Raw genomic sequence first — 17,675 nt, forward strand, 5'->3', positions numbered from 1 at the left:
CGATAAGCCTTCGCGCTGTCGGGCATGGCGGTGCGATCACGGTTGCGGCCAGCGATGCTCCTCGGAGGCCGCCGTTGCCAGCAGCCAGTCGCGAAAATCCCGGCTCATCCGCTGTAATACGGCGGATTCGTCGTACACCAGGTAATAGGCAATCGGTGAAGCGACGGTAATGGCCAGCGGGCAGATCAAACGCCCACGGCTTAATGCCTCCGCCACCAGTACCCGGCGCACCAGCGCAACGCCCCTGCCCGCCAGTGCGGCTTCAATCACACCGTTTGAATCGATAAATACCGGGCCTTTATCGGTATCCACATCATGTATGCCCTGCGTGTCGAACCACAAACGCCAGTCCAGCCGGTGTTCATCATGCAGCAGCGGGTAATTCAGTAATTCGCGCGGCGAAGCGGGACGGTTTTCCGCCAGCAGCGCCGGGCTGCACACCGGCAACAGATGGTCGTTCACCAGACAGTGCGACTGAAGCCCCGGATACACACCCGCGCCGTGACGTACGGCAAAATCGATCCCTTCATTGCTCAGATTGACCACCCGGTTAGTGGTATTAATCTGCACCTCCACGCCGGGATGCAGTTTTTCGAAAGCGCCCAATCGCGGCAACAACCACTGAATGGCGAAGCCGGGCGTGCAACTGACGGTGACTTTGCTCTGGCTGGCGTTATCCATTAGCCGCTGCGTGGCCTGTGATATCTGGTTAAACGCAGGCTGAATAGCGCGCAGGTAAATGTGCCCTTCCGCCGTCAGCGCCAGAAAGCGCGGCCCGCGCATAAACAACCGGACATTCAGCCACGCCTCAAGCCTGGCGATTTGCTGGCTCACGGCACTGGCGGTAATGCATAACTCCTCGGCCGCCGCTTTCATACTCATATGTCGGGCGACGGTAGCAAAACAGATTAACGCCTGCAGGGGCGGTAGGGTCATCGCGGCTCTCCGCATAATTAAGTGCAACTAAACTGTAGCAAAAATGCTGGTTTGTCAGCCTGATGCCACCGGGGTAAAACATTTTTAGTTAAAAACGCAACACAAGGAGTTGCACAATGCGGGCCATTGATTACCTGAGATTAATGATGCTGGCGGCCATCTGGGGCGCGAGCTTTCTGTTTATGCGGATTGCCGCACCGGAATTCGGTGCCATTAACACCGCTTTTCTCCGCGTGCTGTTTGGCTTTCTTGGCCTGGCGGCACTGCTGGCGCTATTTCGCCATACGTTTCAGTTTTCCGGTAAGCTGCGCGCGGCCCTGCTGCTTGGAGTGATTAACTCCGGGCTGCCGTTTTTGATGTACTGCCTGGCCGCGCGTTGGCTGCCTGCCGGGTATTCCGCTGTTCTCAATGCCACCACGCCGTTGATGGGCGCGCTGGCGGGCGTGGCGTTTTTTGGCGAACACCTGAGCGGGAAAAAGTGGGCGGGCGTGGTACTCGGGCTGGTGGGGATTTTGACGATTACCACGCTCGGTGAAATGCGCAACGTGCAGGAGGTCGCCGCTGGCGTGGCGGCGTGCCTGGTGGCGACCGGCTGTTATGGCGTTGCCGGTTTTCTCACCCGCAACTGGATAACGGCGCGCGGCGGGCTGGATCCGACGCTGGTCGCCTTCGGCAGCCAAGCGGGCGCCACGCTATTTTTGCTGCCGTTCTGCGCCTGGTCGATTAGCAGCGGCGCAACCATCAACTGGGCGCAGCCGTCAGTGTGGGCCTGCGTGCTGGCAGTCGGCCTGCTCTGCACCGCCGTGGCGTATATTCTCTATTTTCGCCTGATTGCCGATATCGGGCCGCTGCGCAGCCTGACTGTTACCTTTCTTATCCCGCCGTTTGCCGTGCTGTGGGGCTATCTAGCGCTGGGCGAAACGCTGAACGGTGGGTTTCTTATTGGCGCGCTGATTGTCTGCCTGGCAGTATGGCTGGTGGTCAGCCCGACGGCCGCGAAACGCCGTTAGCACAGGTTCTGCTACGCTTATCTTCACACCACTTTAGCGCGCTGCCGCTGCGCTTCGCCTCAAAATGGTGCATTTGCGCCTGTACTCACCACGAAAACGCATTGCCAGCCATGCTGGCATGCTTTCTGCATTTTTACAGAATCTTCACACGCGCAATGCAGGGGATGACAATGATAAAAATAACGCTTCCGACAGCACCTTACTACGATGAGATGCTCAGCGCAGAGGGCAGTCAACGCCAGCATTACGATGCCTGGTGGCAGTGGCTTCAACAGACCGACCAGCACGCCATCCATCAAAAGAAAGAACAGGCAGAACTGTTATTTCACCGGGTGGGCATTACCTTCAACGTTTATGGTGAAGAGGGAGGCACCGAACGCCTGATCCCCTTTGACAGCGTACCGAGGATTATCCCGGCCCATGAGTGGTGCACTCTCGATCAAGGCATCCGCCAGCGCGTCAAAGCGCTGAACGCTTTCCTGTACGATATCTACCATCAGCAAAATATCCTCAACGCCGGTATTGTTCCGCGCGAGCAGGTTCTGGCGAACGAGCAGTACCAGCCCTGCATGCAGGGCGTGGATCTGCATAACAATATTTACGCTCACATCACCGGTATCGACATGGTACGTAACAGCGATGGCCGCTATTACGTGCTGGAAGATAACCTGCGCACCCCGTCCGGCGTCTCCTATATGCTGGAGAACCGCAAGATGATGATGCGCCTCTACCCGGATCTCTTCGCCAGCCAGCATATTGCGCCGGTGGAGCGCTACCCCGGCTACCTGCTGCAAACCCTGCGAGAAAGTACCCCGGTGGACGATCCCACGGTGGTGGTGATGACGCCAGGGCGTTTTAACAGCGCCTATTTTGAGCACAGTTTTCTGGCACAGCAGATGGGTGTTGAGCTGGTAGAAAGCGCCGACTTGTTCGTCAAAGGCGGCGCGGTCTATATGCGCACCACTGAAGGCCCGTGCCGGGTGGATGTCATCTACCGCCGCATTGACGATGCGTTTCTCGATCCGCTGGCGTTTCGCGCCGATTCGATGCTCGGTGTTCCGGGCCTGCTGTCGGTCTACCGGTCGGGCGGCGTGGTGCTGGCGAACGCGATTGGTACCGGCGTGGCCGATGATAAATCCATTTACCCCTATGTGCCGGACATGATCCGCTTCTACCTCAGCGAGGAGCCGATTCTCGGCAATATCGCCACCTGGCAGTGCCGCAAGCCCGACGATCTTAACTATGTGCTGGCCCATCTCGACAGCATGGTGGTGAAAGAGGTTCACGGTGCGGGCGGGTACGGCATGCTGGTCGGCCCGAAATCGACCCGCCAGCAGATTGAGGATTTCCGCAAGCGGCTGCTGGCGAACCCCGGCAACTATATTGGCCAGGAGACGCTGGCGCTCTCCACCTGCCCGACCTTTGTCGAAGAGGGGCTGGCGCCGCGCCATATCGATCTGCGCCCGTTTGTGCTCTCTGGCGAAGAGGTTCGCCTGGTGCCGGGCGGCCTGACGCGCGTGGCGCTGAATGAAGGTTCGCTGGTGGTGAACTCGTCGCAGGGCGGCGGCACCAAAGATACCTGGGTGATGGAGGAGGATGAATGATGCTAAGCCGCACAGCCAGCGAACTGTACTGGATGGCCCGCTACCTGGAGCGGGCAGAGAGCTTTGCCCGGGTGCTGGATGTTACCTGGAAGCTGTCAATGATGCCGCGCCACCGCCAGCAGCAACACGATTTGGCGCTGCCGCTCAATCTCACCTTTTCCCATGAGCTGTTTCAGCAGCGTTACGCCCGCTTTTCCATGAACAACCTGCTGAACTTCTTCGCCCTTGATAGCCACAACCCGAGCAGCATTTATAGCTGTATTGAAATGGCGTGGAATAACGCCCATGCGGTACGCGGCAGCCTGTCATCGGAAGTGTGGGAGTGCATCAACACCACGCGTATCGACATCCGCAATCTGCGTCAGTCCGGGGTGGATAAAATCGGTATTGATACCTTTTTTGACTGGGTAAAAGAGCGCTCGCATCTGTTTCGCGGCGCGATGTTCGGCACGTTGTTGCGCAACGATGCGCAGTGTTTTATTCGTGTCGGTACGCTGATTGAGCGCGCCTACGCCACCGCCCAACTGCTGGCGCTTAAAGATCAGCAACTGAACAACGATCCGGATCCAGTGCGTGAATATTATCGCCTCGACACCCTGCTGCGCGCGGTGAGCGCCCGCGAGGCCTATCACAGTATTTACCGCCAGCCGATCAGCCGGGAAACCGTCAGCGAACTGCTGGTGTTCCGTAATGATGTGCCCCGTTCGCTGCATGCCTGCGTGGCGGATCTGGTACAGCAACTGGAGATGATCGGTAATACGCGGGCGCATGTTCCGCTGCGACGGGCGCACCTGCTGCATGTGGAGCTGCGCTTTGGTTCCCTCGACGAGGTGATGGAGCAGGGGCTGCAAAACTGGCTGAACCACTTCCTCACTCAAATTAACGAACTGGCCGACAGCATTCGCCAGACTTATCTGGAGGCGATATGAAACTCACCATCAACCATTTAACGCATTACCAGTACGATGAAGAGGTGAAATTCAGCACCCAGTATCTGCGGCTAACACCGCAAAACTCCGCGCGCCAGCAGGTTAGCGAGTGGAAACTGACGCTGCCCGCCTCGGCCGTCGCCACCCATGATGCTTATGGCAACCTGATGCATGTGCTGACGCTGGACAGCCCGCACCAGGAGATTTTTATCCACGCTCAAGGGGTGGTGGAAATCGCCGATAATGTGGAAGAGAGCCAGGATAACAGCGATGAAACGTTGTCGCCGCTGGTCTTTTTACGCGTCACGCCGCTGACGGAACCGGACGATCTGATCCGCGGTTTTGCCAGCCGCTATTACCGGGAAGCAGCGCCCGAAGAGAGCCTCACATCGCTGATGGCGGAATTACAGCTAAAAATGCCGTATACTCCCGGCGCGACGCATGTGCAGGACAGCGCAGCGGACGCATTCGCCAAAGGGAAAGGCGTCTGCCAGGATCATACCCATGTGTTTCTGGCCTGCTGCCGTAGCCTGAAGATCCCGGCGCGCTATGTCAGCGGTTATGTCTATAGCCGGGATACCGAGCACGTGGCGATGCATGCCTGGGCGGAAGCCTGGATCAACGACCGCTGGCACAGTTTTGATATCACCAACAATACCCGCCTGCTCAACCAGCATCTGCGGCTGGCGGTGGGGATGGATTATCTGGATGCCTGCCCGGTGCGCGGCAGCCGTTTGGGCGGCGGCTGCGAAGAGCTGTTTTCCACCGCTGAAGTGAATCTGTTTACGCAACAGCAGCAACAGGTTCAGCAGCAATAGCGTTAACTGTTATGTAGAAAGGTGAGGTAATGACCTACTGTGTGGCCATGCGTCTGTGCGACGGGCTGGTCTTCGCTTCTGACTCCCGGACCAATGCGGGCGTCGATCACATTGCGACGTTCAAAAAACTTCACGTTTTTCAGCGTGAAGGCGAACGGGTACTGGTGATCCAGTCCGCCGGTAATCTGGCAACCACGCAGAGCATTATCAGTCTGCTGACCTCGCGTATTGAGAGCCAGCAGACGCCCAACCTGATGCAGGCCGAAACCATGTACGACGCCGCAACGCTGATCGGCGAAACGGTGCGGGAAGTTATCCACCGCGACAGCAAGGCGCAGCAAAACGGCAGCAACACCAACTTTGGCTGTAATATGCTGCTGGGCGGGCAGATTGGCAACGAAGAGCACCGGCTGTTTCATATCTATCAGGAAGGGAATTTTATCGAGTCGACCAACGACACGCCCTACTTCCAGATTGGCGAAAGCAAGTACGGTAAACCGATTATCGATCGGGTGTTAACGCCAGATACGCCGCTGGAGCAGGCGATGTGCTGCGCGCTGATCTCGATCGACTCCACGCTGCGCAGCAATCTCTCCGTCGGCATGCCGCTGGATGTGATGATCTACCGCCGCGAAAGTTTTCACGCCCGCGAACAGCAACGGATTATTGAAAGCGATCCCTATTTTATTGCCATCCGCAAAGCCTGGTCTGAAGGGCTGCTCAACACCTTCCGCCAGTTAACACCCTTTCCCACTCAACCCTGATCCCGGCACGCCGCCGGGCGGTTTATGCGCAGAGGAAAACGTGCGGCGCATCGCCGCCTGGATGCGCACTCACCTGCACATCGGCACCGTACCACTGCGCAATCACCGGCGTCTGGATCACCTGCTGCGGCGAACCCTGCGCCACCAGCCTTCCCTTATGCAACAGCAGAATACGATCGGCCCACAGTGCCGCCAGATTCAGATCGTGCAGCACCACGCAGACATGTAATTTGCCGCTGGCGATGAGCTTTTTCAGCAGCCGCAGCAACTGTTGCTGGTGGTAAAGATCCAGCGCCGATGTGGGTTCGTCGAGAAACAGCCAGCCTTCCGGCGCGCTGTCGCGCCACAGTTGCGCCAGGCAGCGCGCCAGTTGCACGCGCTGTTGCTCGCCGCCGGAGAGCGTGGCATAGCGCCGATGCGCAAGCTCATCGCAGCCAGTCAGCGTCAACACTTCACGCACAACGTCGGCTTCGCGCTGCGATCCCCACGGCGCGCGCCCCATCGCAACAATCGCCGCCACTGGCCAGTCAAACCGCAACTGCGTTTGTTGCAGCATCACCGCCCGACGGCGGGAGAGCGTCTCTGCTGGCCACTGAGCCAGTGCGCGCCCGGCCAGTTGACACGTACCCGCATCGGCGGGCAGATAACCGGTCAGCAACCGCAGCAGCGTTGATTTTCCCGCGCCATTCGGGCCAATCAGCGCCACCAGTTCACCACCGTTCAGCGTTAACGACACATCATCAATCACCCAGCGCTGCCCGCGTTGCAGGCGTAAATGCGCGGCGGTTAAGGTGTTATCCATGCGCGGCTCCTCGTTGTCGAAAAATCAGCCATAAAAACCACGGTGCGCCGAGCAGGCTGGTAATCAGCCCTACCGGCATCTCCGCCGGTGCCACCAGCGTACGGGCGGCGGTATCGGCAATCAGCAGCAGTATCGCCCCGGCTAGCAGAGAACCGGGCACCAGCGCGCGATGATCCGGCCCCAGCCACATGCGCATCAGGTGCGGCACCACCAGGCCGAGAAAACCGATGATCCCGCTGATGGCGACAGACGCTGCCACCAGCAGCGCGCTGCACAACAGCATCACCCGTTGCAGCGCCGGAACGTTGACGCCGAGATAGTGCGCCTCTTCATCGCCCAGTTGCAGCAAATTGAGCTGACGGGCAACGCGCCACACCACCAGCGATGACGGCACAATCAGCGTGGCGGCGATGGTAAACGTAGACCACTGCGCCTGGCCGAGGCTGCCCATTCCCCACTGTGAAAGCTGGCGAAGCTGGGCGTCATTACTCAGCCAGGAGAGCACCCCGACAGCCGCGCCGCACAGGGCGTTAATGGCGATGCCGACCAGCAGCAAGCGCGACAGCGTGTTGTCGCGAGCTTTGCTGAGCAGGAAGATCACCACCATCACCGCCAGGCTACCGATAAAGGCCGCCACCATCGGTGCGTAGAGCGCCACCAGCGCAGGCACCGGCAGCGGCAATACCAGCCAGCAGGCCACCGCCAGCGCGCTGCCGCTGCTGATCCCCAGCAAACCAGGGTCGGCGAGCGGGTTGCGAAACAATCCCTGCATCACGCAGCCGGAGAGCGCCAGCGCCGCGCCGACCACCAGCGCCAACAGCACGCGCGGCAGGCGAATGGTCAGCCAGATTTGGCGCAGACCTTCGTCGCCCGCCTGCCACAAACTGGTGAGCGGCAGATGCATGGCACCCTGCGTGCTCGCCAGAAACGTCAACCCGAGCAGCAGCAACAGCATTCCCCACAGCGCGCGAATAACAGCGCGGCTCATCAGGGTAATTGCTCCGCTTTTTTACGCAGATCCCGCAGCGCCTGCGGCGTGCGCAGACCAAAGCCAAGCAGCGCCATATCATCGACAATCAGCAACTGTTTATGCCGTCCGGCGGGCGTCTGCGCCAGGCCTGGCAGTTTCCACAGGTTCGCTTCGCCGCCCATGCTTTTCACGCCATCGGCGGAGATGACAATCAGATCCGGCTGACTCGCTATCACCCCTTCCTGCGAAAGAGCGCGATAGTGGGCAAAGCCTTGCATCGCATTCTGTAAACCCGCCGCGCGGATCGCACCGTCTGCCGCCGTCTCCTGCCCGGCAACCATCGTGCCCATCCCGCCGTGGCTTAACAGAAACAGCACCCGCTTATTGAGCGCCGTTTTCGGCAGCGCGGCGATTTGCGCCGCCACGTTTTGCCGCAACTGTTCGCCTTCGGCAGTTTTACCGAGCGCGGCGGCAATCACCGCCACTTTGTTATCAATGGCTGCAGGCGTATATCCGCCCGGAACCGGGATCACTTTGACGTTGTTCCCGGCGACGTTTTGCAACACCGTTGACGGCTGCGCCTGTTCGCTGGCCAGCACGATGGTCGGGCGCAGCGACAGGATGCCTTCGGCGTTGAGCTGGCGGACATAACCAACATCCGGCAGTTTGCTCGCCTCCGGTGGCCAAGTGCTGGTGGTGTCGCGCCCCACCAGTTGCGACTGTGCGCCCAGCCCGTAGACGATTTCGGTGACATCACCGCCGAGCGTCACCACTCTTTCCGCAGCGGCACTCGCCATCAGCGGCAGCGCCGCCAGCAGCATCAGTAATTTTTTCATGCGGTTTGTCCTTCGTTGCACAGCGCATCAATTTGCCTGCGCCACTGGCTCTGTTCCGGCTGCCCTTCGCTACGCTGGCCGTAAAGCTGCGCGATTTGCGTACCATCGGCAGCGAACAGTTCAAGGCTGGTGACATGACCCTCGGCGGTTGGTTTACGGGTGACCCAGCTTTCGGCGATCCCTCTCTCAAGCAGGTGCAGCGTGAAGTGTTCGTTGAAGATGTTGATCCAGCCTTTCATCGGCGTCAGCGTCTCCAGCGCGCCGGTGAAGATCTGCACACAGCCGCGGTTGCCGACGAAGATCATGATTTCATTGCCTTGCTGTAACACCGTCTCCAGCAGGCGCGGCAGTGCTTCGTTGCTGACCTGGCAGGCCAGATCGTCGCCCACCAGGCGAAACGCCTGCTGGCGCGAGAGGTTATGTTTTTTCAGCAGGCCGAAGAACTGATGGACATCGGTCATCGCCCGCCATGCCTGATCCAGCGCGACGCCATCGGCGCTTTCAGCGTGCGGTTCGGCAACCGCTTTGCTAATTGCTAACGGCAGATCGGCCTGCGCCGTGAAACGGGTCACCACCTCGCTCCACGCCGCCATATCGGTCTGTTCGCTGGCGTAGACTTTCAGCACCGCATCGCCCTGCTGGTCGAAGAACTGAATGCTTTGACGTTCGCCGCGCGGGCTTTGCTCACGCAGGCTAAAGGCGCTGGCCCACTGATTAATAAACAGGCGCAGATCGAGCGCGCGCGGGTTGAGCACCAGCCCGGCATGTTCGCCGATATGCAGGTTGGTGAAACGGCCCATCTGTTCATGCACCGCATACTCGTTGCGGCAGATGCATTTGGTGTCACCGACGAGTTCCAGCGCGGCGAGAAGCCCGCGCATATCGTCGTTCAGGCGCACGGCATCATGCCCGACGCGTGATTGGGTTAATTCGGCTTCGCTGATCGCCATCCCGGTGGCAATATCGCGGGCATACTTAGCAGGCTCCTGCGATTTAATTGTCTGATATTGCTGCCAAATTGCGAGAAAATCGTTTGACGAAACAGGCATAGCATTCGCTTCCTTTATCATGTTAAAAACCCCGGCAGCGATACCGGGGGATGAAGACCTGGACCGCATGCGCGATCAGAAATCGACGTTGACGCCCAGTTGCCAGGTACGGCCCGGCATGACGGCCAGCGCTTTGTCGTAGGCATCCTGATTGGTGGACTCCTCAATGGTGCGGCTGCTCAGGTAGTCCCAGTATTTGCGGTCGGTAATGTTGTAAACGCCGCCGTTGATTTTCACGTGTTTCGCCACTCGCCAGTAGGCCGTCCAGTCCAGCAGGCCGTAACCCGGCACGCGCATATACTCGGTGCTGGAGTCATTAATCGCGGAGCCGGTATTGGTGTAAGACTCGCGGCTGGTGGCGGTGGCGCGTTTACCTTTCACAAAGGTGGCTGTCAGCGCAGTACCGTAGCGTTTCGCCGGATCGTCCCAGGCGACGCCCACGATCGCTTTCATCGGCGCGACGCTGTCGAGATCGATGTATTTGTCGCCCATATAGCTGGATTTCGATTTCCCTTCGGTGTAACCGTAAGCCAGCGTGGCGCTCAGACCATCGACCTGCTCAAACCAGGTGCCAAAGTTAAATTTCGCGCTGATTTCGCCGCCGTAGATAAAGGCTTTATCACGGTTTTCCGCCTGATAGGTGGTGTAGATGTTCGACGGAACGTTGGTGAATTTATCCGGGTTATTGGCACGCGTATAACGGGTATATGCGATAAAGTTTTTGTAGCTGTTGTAGAACAGCGCGGTATGCAGCGTAACGCCTTCGGTGACCTCCCCTTTCATGCCCCATTCAACGTTATTGCTGGTTTCGGTTTTCAGATCAGTGTTGCCGATCAGCGCATACTGCTGGCGACCCGCATAGCTGGAACCCAGGTTCCAGGAGCCGTAAAGCTGGCTGGCATTCGGGAACTCGGCACCGCGTTTGTATTGCAGGTAGGTCATCAGGCGCGGCGTGATGTCGTACTGGAAGGTTAACGACGGCAACAGTTGGGTGTCGGAATTTTTCCCGTACAGAGTGGAGACTTCGGACTCATCCAGCGCGGTGCTGTTGGCCGTCAGACTGGAGAGGTTATCCGGTTTCATTGATTGATGAACAACGCGTGCGCCAGGAATGATGGCGAAATGGTGGCCATCTGCATCGAAGTTAATCTGATCCTGCACGAATGCGCCCAGCGTGTAACTTTTGCTGTCCGCTTCCGGCTGCATGATTTCGCTGTAGATACTCGGCACCGGCGACTGGTTAAACGGACGCTTGGTTTTGGTGGTGCTGGCGTTGAAACCGGCGCTCAGATCGTGGCGGCCAAGGGTTTTCGCCAGCGCATTCTGTATGCCCCAGGTATCGGTATCGTAATTGGAGTACACCGTTTCCATGGTGGCGGTGGTGCTGTCCGGCATGTAAGTGCGGTCATGCGCTTCGGTGTGCTGGTAATAAACTTTGCTGGACATGCTGTCCAGCCAGTCGTTCATTGGCGTCCAGTCATCTTTCAGGCTGACGCCCCAGCGGCGGGTCTGGCTGGTTTGCTGTGCGTCGCCGAGGATGGTGCTGCCGCTGCTGTTCCATGAGTCGTAATGGGTGTGATTGGTTTTGTGGTAGTAATCCAGCGTACCGGTCAGTTTATGCTCATCGTTTGGCTGCCAGATACCGGAGGCCATCATCGCATCGGAGTGCCAGTTCGCCGGGTACGCATCAATGGAGCCGCTGTTGTTGCGGGTTTGCTGACCATCGCGGCGGCTATAAACAAAGATACCGCGCAGGGTTTCATCCCCTGCCGCGCCGGTCACGCCGTTGTGCCAGCTACGATCGGCGGAGTCATAATCGCTCTGGTAACCAAAGTAGCTGTTTTTACCCGGGTGCAGATAATCGTCCGGTGATTTCGGGCGGAAGGAGACGTTGCCGCCAATCGAGGTGTTTGCTTGATCGGTGGGCGTCGCGCCGGACTGAATATCCACATTGCCGTACATATACGGATCGATATAGTCACGGCCAATGCCGAAGGTGTTCAGGCCCGCGCGGCTGACGTAGCTACGGCCGGTTGCATCCGGCTGCGGAATGCCATCAACATCAATTCCCACGCGGTTACTTTCCAGGCCGCGAATGTTGTAACCGGTGTAACCACCACGGTCAAAACCACTTTTGCCGTTACCAGAACCGCCGCTTGCGCCGGTCGCGCTAATCAGCGGCTCGTAACGCATGATAGAGCCGAAATCTTTCGCGCCTTTGTTTTGTAAATCCTGTGCGCTAACGGAATGGCTACTTCCTGCTTTCAGCACCGGTGCAGGCGCCGTAACGACCATCTGTTCGGCCGTATCCTGTTTCGCATTCGTTGCGGTAGTCGTCGAGGTATCGGTATCCGCTGCCAGCGCGGTGTTCTGATACAGGGCTGCGAGTAATGAAGTCACCACCACGCGCTTCCTGAAGCGACGCGGAGAAAGTTGCGATTTACACATAATATTTTGTAAGCCTTAGAATTTATTAGTATCAGGCTCACGTCTTACTTCCAGTCGTTCCACGAAACGAGAATACGTCAGGACAAAAATGCAGGTTATCGTTATGTTATGAGCTCAGATAGTAATGATAATGATTATCACTTGCAATGAATTCATAAATTTCTCACCTTTGTGTCCGCACTTTGCATACACTTTGCTGTCTGATTCGCCTTTTGGAGGGACGAGAAAATGAACAAACCGGCGATTACTTTACATTATTGCTCGCAGTGTAACTGGATGCTGCGCGCCAGCTGGATGGCGCAAGAACTGCTACATACGTTCAGTACCGATCTCGGATCGGTGCGTCTGATCCCCGGCACAGGCGGAATTTTTGTGATTGATATCGATGGCACAGTCATCTGGGATCGTAAGCAGGAAGGCGGTTTTCCCGATGCTGCAGAGTTAAAACGCCGCGTGCGCGACTACTGCTTCCCGGAAAAACCGCTCGGGCACGTAGAGAAAAAAAGCGATTAAGCGTCAAGCTGCGCAGGCAGTCATTGATGATGCGCATTGCGACCAATAAAAAGTTTTAGCAGGTAAAAAAAAGCCGCCCGCAAGGGGCGGCTGCAAATGCGACACCAGGGTTTCAAACGTCAGAATGGATGAAATATGTTCAGATTATCAATAATTTCAATGTGTTAACGATGAAAATATTCATTCACAAAGATCTTTTATTTTCATTACAAATCCCTGTTTTACAGGGATATTCTGATCATCGTTTTACAATTTGTTAGCACGCTCATTGTTAGTAACGAAGATGCACTTGCATGCCTTCAGACACAGAGCGGATTTCCTGTGTCTGAGGGTTCTTTTTTCGGGTTTTTCATTCAATTACGGGCAGTACATTGAGCGTTCGCTGCACTGCCAGTAAATTTATTTTTACATTCAGTAATGGAAGTTATTGAGTGCTATTTTCGGCAGGTGGTTTGCGATTCGCCATAATTGAAATAAAATATTTTTGATACGGCGAAAACTCAAAATTAATCGTGTCAGTCGCATCAAAATTAATAATTTTCACATACGTATAGCGCTCAATCATTTCATGGCCAGAAGTGTCACCTCTGAAAAAATCGTGCATTCCGTAACTCTCTTGCTCTTTGCCCATCAACCACTCCAGACTCACATGTAAATGGCGAAAAACCTGGCCTGCGAACCGTTCTGGCTTACCGTTTCCCGGCAAGCCAAATAAAACAAAAAAAATCAAAAATATAATATTTTCTGCTATCAGATTTTTCCACCAACTGATATTGCTAAAGCGCTTATTCTTAATAATTATTACGGGCTATATCGTGCATGTCCGTTGCGTCAATGTTCCTAATTCTGCTTATTTAGTGGCATTAGTCAATACTCACTCATAGCGCCATTAAAAAAATAGGAAAAAACATCTTCGCAAGATTAAAATAAAAATGTTGCCAATAGTCCTGGTATTTTTACGGTTAAAGAGAGGGGAAGATATTTACCTTCCCCTGCATACAGTCTCAATACAGTGCGTTAATCAGCGTAAAACCCAGCGCCGTCATCAGCAACGAGCCCAGTACGTGCACCAGTACGGAGGTCATTGCCCACAGATAATTTCCCGTTTGCAACTGCGCGAAAATCTCCAGCGAGAAGGTTGAAAAAGTTGTCATGCCGCCGCACAGGCCCGTGGTGATCAGCAATCGCCAGGTGGGATCGAGATGCGGCTGGCGCGTAAAGAACGCCAGCGCGCCACCAATGATCATGCCACCCAGCAGGTTAACCAGCAGCGTACCCGGCGGCAGATTGGGAAAAAGCGCATTTAAACGTAGAGAGAGCAGCCAGCGGATAACGCAGCCTGCGGAACCACCCACAATGACGGCAAATAAAGACTTCAGCATGTTTTTCCTCATCAATACATCACGTTGAGGCATGCGGGAGGGACAAAAGAAAAACGCCTGACATGCCTCCATTTAAGAGTCATATCAGGCGTCATCAGCTTCTCCAGGAAGCGGTTGGGTAAGGTGGAACGCCATCACCTTCTGGCGCATTGTTAATGATTTTGCCCCTGCAGGCAAGTTACAGTAAGCCTAAGTGCTCAACCAGAATTAAACTGCCGATACCCATCAGCACCACGCCGCCGAGCACTTCCGCCCATTTGCCGATCGCCGCGCCAAGAAAACGCCCCAGCAGCATACCCGTAGTCGCCATAATCGTTGTCGCAAGGCCAATCATCAGCGCAGTCACCACGATATTCACGTTGAGAAACGCCAACCCGACACCCACGGCCATCGCATCCAGACTGGTGGCAATGGCGGTGGTCACCAGCAGCCAAAAACCGTGACGGCGCGGGGCTTCAACGTTTTCGTCAGGCGATTTACTCAACCCCTCTTTCACCATCCGCGCGCCAAGCGCCAGCAGCAGCACAAAGGCGATCCAGTGATCCCAGTGCATGATGTACTGACTGGCGGCCAGCCCCGCAGCCCAGCCAATTACCGGCGTGATAGCCTCAATGACGCCGAAGATCAACCCTGTTCTCAGCGCTTCGCGAACGGGCGGACGTTGTAACACCGCGCCCTTGCCAATGGCAGCAGCGAAGGAATCCATCGACATCCCAAAGGCCAGAATAATCATTGCATAGAAACTCATTGCTCACCCTTTAAAACCGCCTCAACAGAGGGGAAAAACACTGCGCTGCGAAAAGAGCGGCAATGGTGCCACAGCAACGACAAAAAGGCAAAAATTACTTATTTATCATAAACATATAGATGATGCTATGTTTTATAACCGAAGCTATGTTGCACACATTGATGATTTCTAATATTGTTATATTATAACATTTCATTACATAACAAATCATCAGGGAGCGCAGTATGATCATGAAGAAATCCGCCTTTGTTCTGGGTATGGGCGTATTACTGGGTAGTACACAGAGCATGGCTCACGATCATCACCACGGAAAGCCGCTGACAGAGGTGGAACGCAAAGCCAGCGAAGGCATTATCGACGATAAAGATGTCAAGGATCGGTCACTGTCCGACTGGGACGGGATCTGGCAATCGCTGAACCCATATCTGCTGAATGGCGATCTCGATCCGGTGCTGGAGAAAAAAGCGCAGCACGGCGACAAAACGGTGGAGGAGTACCGCGCTTACTACAAAAAAGGCTATGCGACCAACATCGATACCATCGGCATTGAAAATAACGTGATTGAGTTTCACACCGGCAAAACGGTCACCCGCTGCCGCTATGACTACGCCGGTTATAAAATTCTGACCTACACCTCCGGCAAGAAAGGCGTGCGCTATCTGTTTGAATGTAATGACGCGCAGTCAAAAGCACCGAAATTTGTGCAGTTCAGCGACCACATTATTGCGCCGCGCCAGTCGCTGCATTTCCATATTTTTATGGGCAACGAATCCCAGCAAGCGCTGCTGAAAGAGATGGATAACTGGCCGACCTTCTATCCGTACAATTTGAACAAAGCGCAGATCGTAGACGAAATGCTGCACCATTGATGCCTGCGGGTGATTCAGCCTGTTTACGCCAGATGTGCCTGCAACCAGCCTTTAACGTCCTGCGTCGCTATCTGATGCCGGGCGTTCCAGGTCTGCTCCATCGGCCACCAGACCCCTTCGCCGCGGGCGAAAGCGGTGCGATAGCGGCACATTTGATCCTCCGGTTGCAGGCGCAATGCATCCGCTAACGCGGGCAGCGTATAAACGCCTCTTTTAAATGCCTGCCCGGTTACGGCTTCAACGGTATCCGCAAGCGTGGCATACGAGAGCGTTTCCCCGGCAATCAGCACCACCTCATTCATAATGCGCGGTTGATGCAGATAGATAGCGGTAGTCAGCCGACCAATATCGGCAGGCGAAGTCACCGTCACCCGCGTCTCCCACCCGCCCAACGCATTTATCGTTTTTTGCTCCAGATTCACCACATCGAATGCTGGTTCAAACAGGAAACTGGTAAACATACCGGTCGACACGATCACCCATTCGGTGCCGGTTTGCGCCCGCAACAGTTCCCGGACATCATACTGCTCGTCCCACACCGGCTGGCCGCTGCCTTTTCCCACCACGTCGTAATCCACACCAAACTGCCATGGAAAATAGCGGCGTACACCTGCAGCCAGCACTGCACGGGTGATTTTAAGCTGCGTACCCGTTCCGGCGACAAAGCCCATGCAATTGATCACCGTATCAAACTGCGCCAGCAGCGGGATGAGCGAGTCAACCGTGCTGGTCGCAATATCGACAGCGATAAATCTCGCACCGCGATCCACCCACTTTTGGTGTGCCGCCGATCGCAAATGGCCGCGTTCATCCCACGCGCCTGGCGAAACCACAACCGTAACTGTGCCCTGCGCCTGCGTCACGGCAGGTACCAGCACGTTCAGCACCGCCGCGCCGAGTTGTCCCGCCCCAAGCACCAATACGTTTTCGTTCTGTATAGCCATTTCACGTCCTCATTCAATCAGATGGCAGTTTTACTGCACTGCGAAAAGATTACGGCGAAGGCGTGATTTCGATAAGGTACAAAATTCAGGTTAGACTGTTCGTTAAAATGGGATAATCGAAAAAAAGCGGAGGAGGAAAAGTGGATAAACTGGAATCGATGCGCGTCTATGTGCAGGTGGTGGAAACGCGCAGTTTTGCCCGCACCGCAGAAGCACTCGGCCTGCCGCGCTCCACCGTCTCACGGGTAATTAAGGAGCTGGAAAACGGGCTGGGCTTGCAGCTTTTACAGCGTACCACGCGCAAACTCAGCGTGACGGCGGAAGGAAACCGCTACTACGAGGCGAGCAAAAGGATACTGGATGATATCACTGCGCTGGAGTCCTCTTTCCCCGGCACTCACGGCCAGCCCGCGGGTCGCCTGAAAATCGGCATGCCGCAATCGCTGGCGCGGCACTGCATTCTGCCCCGGCTGGGTGAATTTTTGCACCGCTACCCGCAACTGGCGGTGACGCTGTGCTCCAGCGATAACGTGGAGGATGTGATCCAGGAAGGGTACGACTGCGTGATTCGTACCGGCAGAGTGGAGGATTCCACCACGCTGGTGGCACGCCCACTGGCGAAGTTTAGCTGGGTGGTGCTGGCTTCCCCGCAGTACATCGCGCAGTATGGCAATCCCGCTGATTTACAGGCGTTACGCCAGCATAAAGCCGTGGGTTATCTGAATCACCGTACCGGGCGCACCACCGACTGGCTGCTGAGCCACGCAGGCGACGATCATGAAATTCGCCTCAGCGAGACGCTGATCGTTGACGATACGGATGCCTATATTCAGGCCGGGATACAAGGGTTGGGGCTGATTCGCGTCGCCAGTTATCTGGCGCAACCCTGGCTGGCAAGCGGAGCGCTGGTGCGCTGTATGGAGAACTACACCTTTGACTTGCCCCTGTCACTGGTTTACCCGCAAAGCCGCTATTTACCCCCCTCAGTGCGGGCATTTTATGACTGGAGCAAAGCGGTGCTCAATCAGCAATAAACCGGGCAATCGCCCGGCG

Annotated in this window: 18 protein-coding genes and 1 riboswitch; of the genes, 8 read left to right on the forward strand and 10 right to left on the reverse strand. The window is 56.2% G+C overall.

The window, feature by feature from the left end; all coding sequences use genetic code 11:
- Positions 1-36 precede the first annotated feature (36 nt).
- A complete protein-coding gene (gene gcvA / locus DK872_RS06040; RefSeq protein ID WP_071920301.1) occupies positions 37-936 on the reverse strand; it encodes a transcriptional regulator GcvA in 900 nt (299 codons plus the stop codon).
- Positions 937-1,052: 116 nt separating this feature from the next.
- Between gcvA and DK872_RS06045 the strand changes: the two genes are divergently transcribed.
- The 5 genes from DK872_RS06045 to DK872_RS06065 all read left to right on the forward strand — a co-directional run bounded on the left by DK872_RS06045 (position 1,053) and on the right by DK872_RS06065 (position 6,061).
- A complete protein-coding gene (locus DK872_RS06045) occupies positions 1,053-1,946 on the forward strand; it encodes a DMT family transporter (protein WP_072438126.1) in 894 nt (297 codons plus the stop codon).
- A 170-nt stretch (positions 1,947-2,116) separates the two neighbouring features.
- Positions 2,117-3,550: a circularly permuted type 2 ATP-grasp protein gene (locus tag DK872_RS06050; RefSeq protein ID WP_161518121.1), complete on the forward strand. Its 1,434-nt coding sequence runs from the start codon at positions 2,117-2,119 to the stop codon at positions 3,548-3,550.
- Positions 3,550-4,479 carry an alpha-E domain-containing protein gene (locus DK872_RS06055; protein ID WP_007373424.1) on the forward strand — a complete coding sequence of 310 codons (930 nt, stop codon included), beginning with the start codon at positions 3,550-3,552 and terminating at the stop codon, positions 4,477-4,479. Before DK872_RS06050 ends, DK872_RS06055 begins: the two co-directional genes overlap by 1 nt.
- Positions 4,476-5,297 (forward strand): transglutaminase family protein, encoded by an 822-nt coding sequence (locus DK872_RS06060; RefSeq protein ID WP_007373423.1) that lies wholly within the window; start codon positions 4,476-4,478, stop codon positions 5,295-5,297. The genes DK872_RS06055 and DK872_RS06060 overlap by 4 nt, the downstream gene beginning before the upstream one ends.
- Before the next feature lie 29 nt (positions 5,298-5,326).
- On the forward strand, positions 5,327-6,061 hold the full coding sequence (locus DK872_RS06065) for a proteasome-type protease (protein ID WP_007373422.1): 735 nt from the start codon (positions 5,327-5,329) through the stop codon (positions 6,059-6,061).
- 22 nt (positions 6,062-6,083) lie between these two features.
- On the opposite strand, the gene DK872_RS06070 is transcribed toward DK872_RS06065, so the two are convergent.
- The 5 genes from DK872_RS06070 to DK872_RS06090 form a co-directional block, all read right to left on the reverse strand.
- Positions 6,084-6,863 (reverse strand): heme ABC transporter ATP-binding protein, encoded by a 780-nt coding sequence (locus DK872_RS06070; protein ID WP_007373421.1) that lies wholly within the window; start codon positions 6,861-6,863, stop codon positions 6,084-6,086.
- Positions 6,856-7,851, reverse strand: coding sequence for an iron ABC transporter permease (locus DK872_RS06075; RefSeq protein ID WP_007373420.1), 996 nt, complete (start codon positions 7,849-7,851; stop codon positions 6,856-6,858). The genes DK872_RS06070 and DK872_RS06075 overlap by 8 nt, the downstream gene beginning before the upstream one ends.
- Positions 7,851-8,669, reverse strand: a complete 819-nt coding sequence (locus tag DK872_RS06080) for a hemin ABC transporter substrate-binding protein (RefSeq protein ID WP_144134193.1) — start codon at positions 8,667-8,669, stop codon at positions 7,851-7,853. The genes DK872_RS06075 and DK872_RS06080 overlap by 1 nt, the downstream gene beginning before the upstream one ends.
- On the reverse strand, positions 8,666-9,718 hold the full coding sequence (locus tag DK872_RS06085) for a hemin-degrading factor (protein ID WP_161518122.1): 1,053 nt from the start codon (positions 9,716-9,718) through the stop codon (positions 8,666-8,668). The genes DK872_RS06080 and DK872_RS06085 overlap by 4 nt, the downstream gene beginning before the upstream one ends.
- 75 nt (positions 9,719-9,793) lie before the next feature.
- Positions 9,794-12,166, reverse strand: coding sequence for a TonB-dependent receptor domain-containing protein (locus tag DK872_RS06090; protein WP_161518123.1), 2,373 nt, complete (start codon positions 12,164-12,166; stop codon positions 9,794-9,796).
- A gap of 228 nt (positions 12,167-12,394) precedes the next feature.
- Here DK872_RS06090 and DK872_RS06095 point away from each other — a divergent pair, with 228 nt between their 5' ends.
- Entirely contained in the window at positions 12,395-12,679 is a 285-nt protein-coding gene (locus DK872_RS06095; protein ID WP_007373416.1) for a SelT/SelW/SelH family protein, read from the forward strand.
- A gap of 424 nt (positions 12,680-13,103) precedes the next feature.
- Here the strand turns inward: DK872_RS06095 and DK872_RS06100 are convergent, their stop codons facing one another.
- From DK872_RS06100 to mntP, 3 genes are all read right to left on the reverse strand, one after another.
- Positions 13,104-13,310, reverse strand: coding sequence for a hypothetical protein (locus tag DK872_RS06100; protein ID WP_072438115.1), 207 nt, complete (start codon positions 13,308-13,310; stop codon positions 13,104-13,106).
- A 373-nt stretch (positions 13,311-13,683) separates the two neighbouring features.
- On the reverse strand, positions 13,684-14,061 hold the full coding sequence (gene crcB / locus DK872_RS06105; protein ID WP_007373413.1) for a fluoride efflux transporter CrcB: 378 nt from the start codon (positions 14,059-14,061) through the stop codon (positions 13,684-13,686).
- Positions 14,062-14,139: 78 nt separating this feature from the next.
- A riboswitch (Fluoride riboswitch) is annotated at positions 14,140-14,209 on the reverse strand.
- Positions 14,210-14,239: 30 nt separating this feature from the next.
- Positions 14,240-14,809: a manganese efflux pump MntP gene (mntP, locus tag DK872_RS06110; protein ID WP_035887205.1), complete on the reverse strand. Its 570-nt coding sequence runs from the start codon at positions 14,807-14,809 to the stop codon at positions 14,240-14,242.
- Between the two features lie 224 nt (positions 14,810-15,033).
- On the opposite strand from mntP, the gene zinT reads away from it, so the two are divergent.
- Positions 15,034-15,678, forward strand: coding sequence for a metal-binding protein ZinT (gene zinT, locus DK872_RS06115; protein ID WP_071920297.1), 645 nt, complete (start codon positions 15,034-15,036; stop codon positions 15,676-15,678).
- A gap of 23 nt (positions 15,679-15,701) precedes the next feature.
- Here zinT and DK872_RS06120 read toward each other — a convergent pair whose 3' ends face one another.
- On the reverse strand, positions 15,702-16,622 hold the full coding sequence (locus DK872_RS06120; protein WP_161518124.1) for an aromatic alcohol reductase: 921 nt from the start codon (positions 16,620-16,622) through the stop codon (positions 15,702-15,704).
- Positions 16,623-16,762: 140 nt separating this feature from the next.
- Here DK872_RS06120 and DK872_RS06125 point away from each other — a divergent pair, with 140 nt between their 5' ends.
- Entirely contained in the window at positions 16,763-17,656 is an 894-nt protein-coding gene (locus DK872_RS06125; protein ID WP_161518125.1) for a LysR family transcriptional regulator, read from the forward strand.
- The last annotated feature ends 19 nt before the right edge of the window (positions 17,657-17,675 follow it).

This window comes from Kosakonia sp. MH5, assembly GCF_009935945.1.
GTDB lineage: Bacteria > Pseudomonadota > Gammaproteobacteria > Enterobacterales > Enterobacteriaceae > Kosakonia > Kosakonia radicincitans.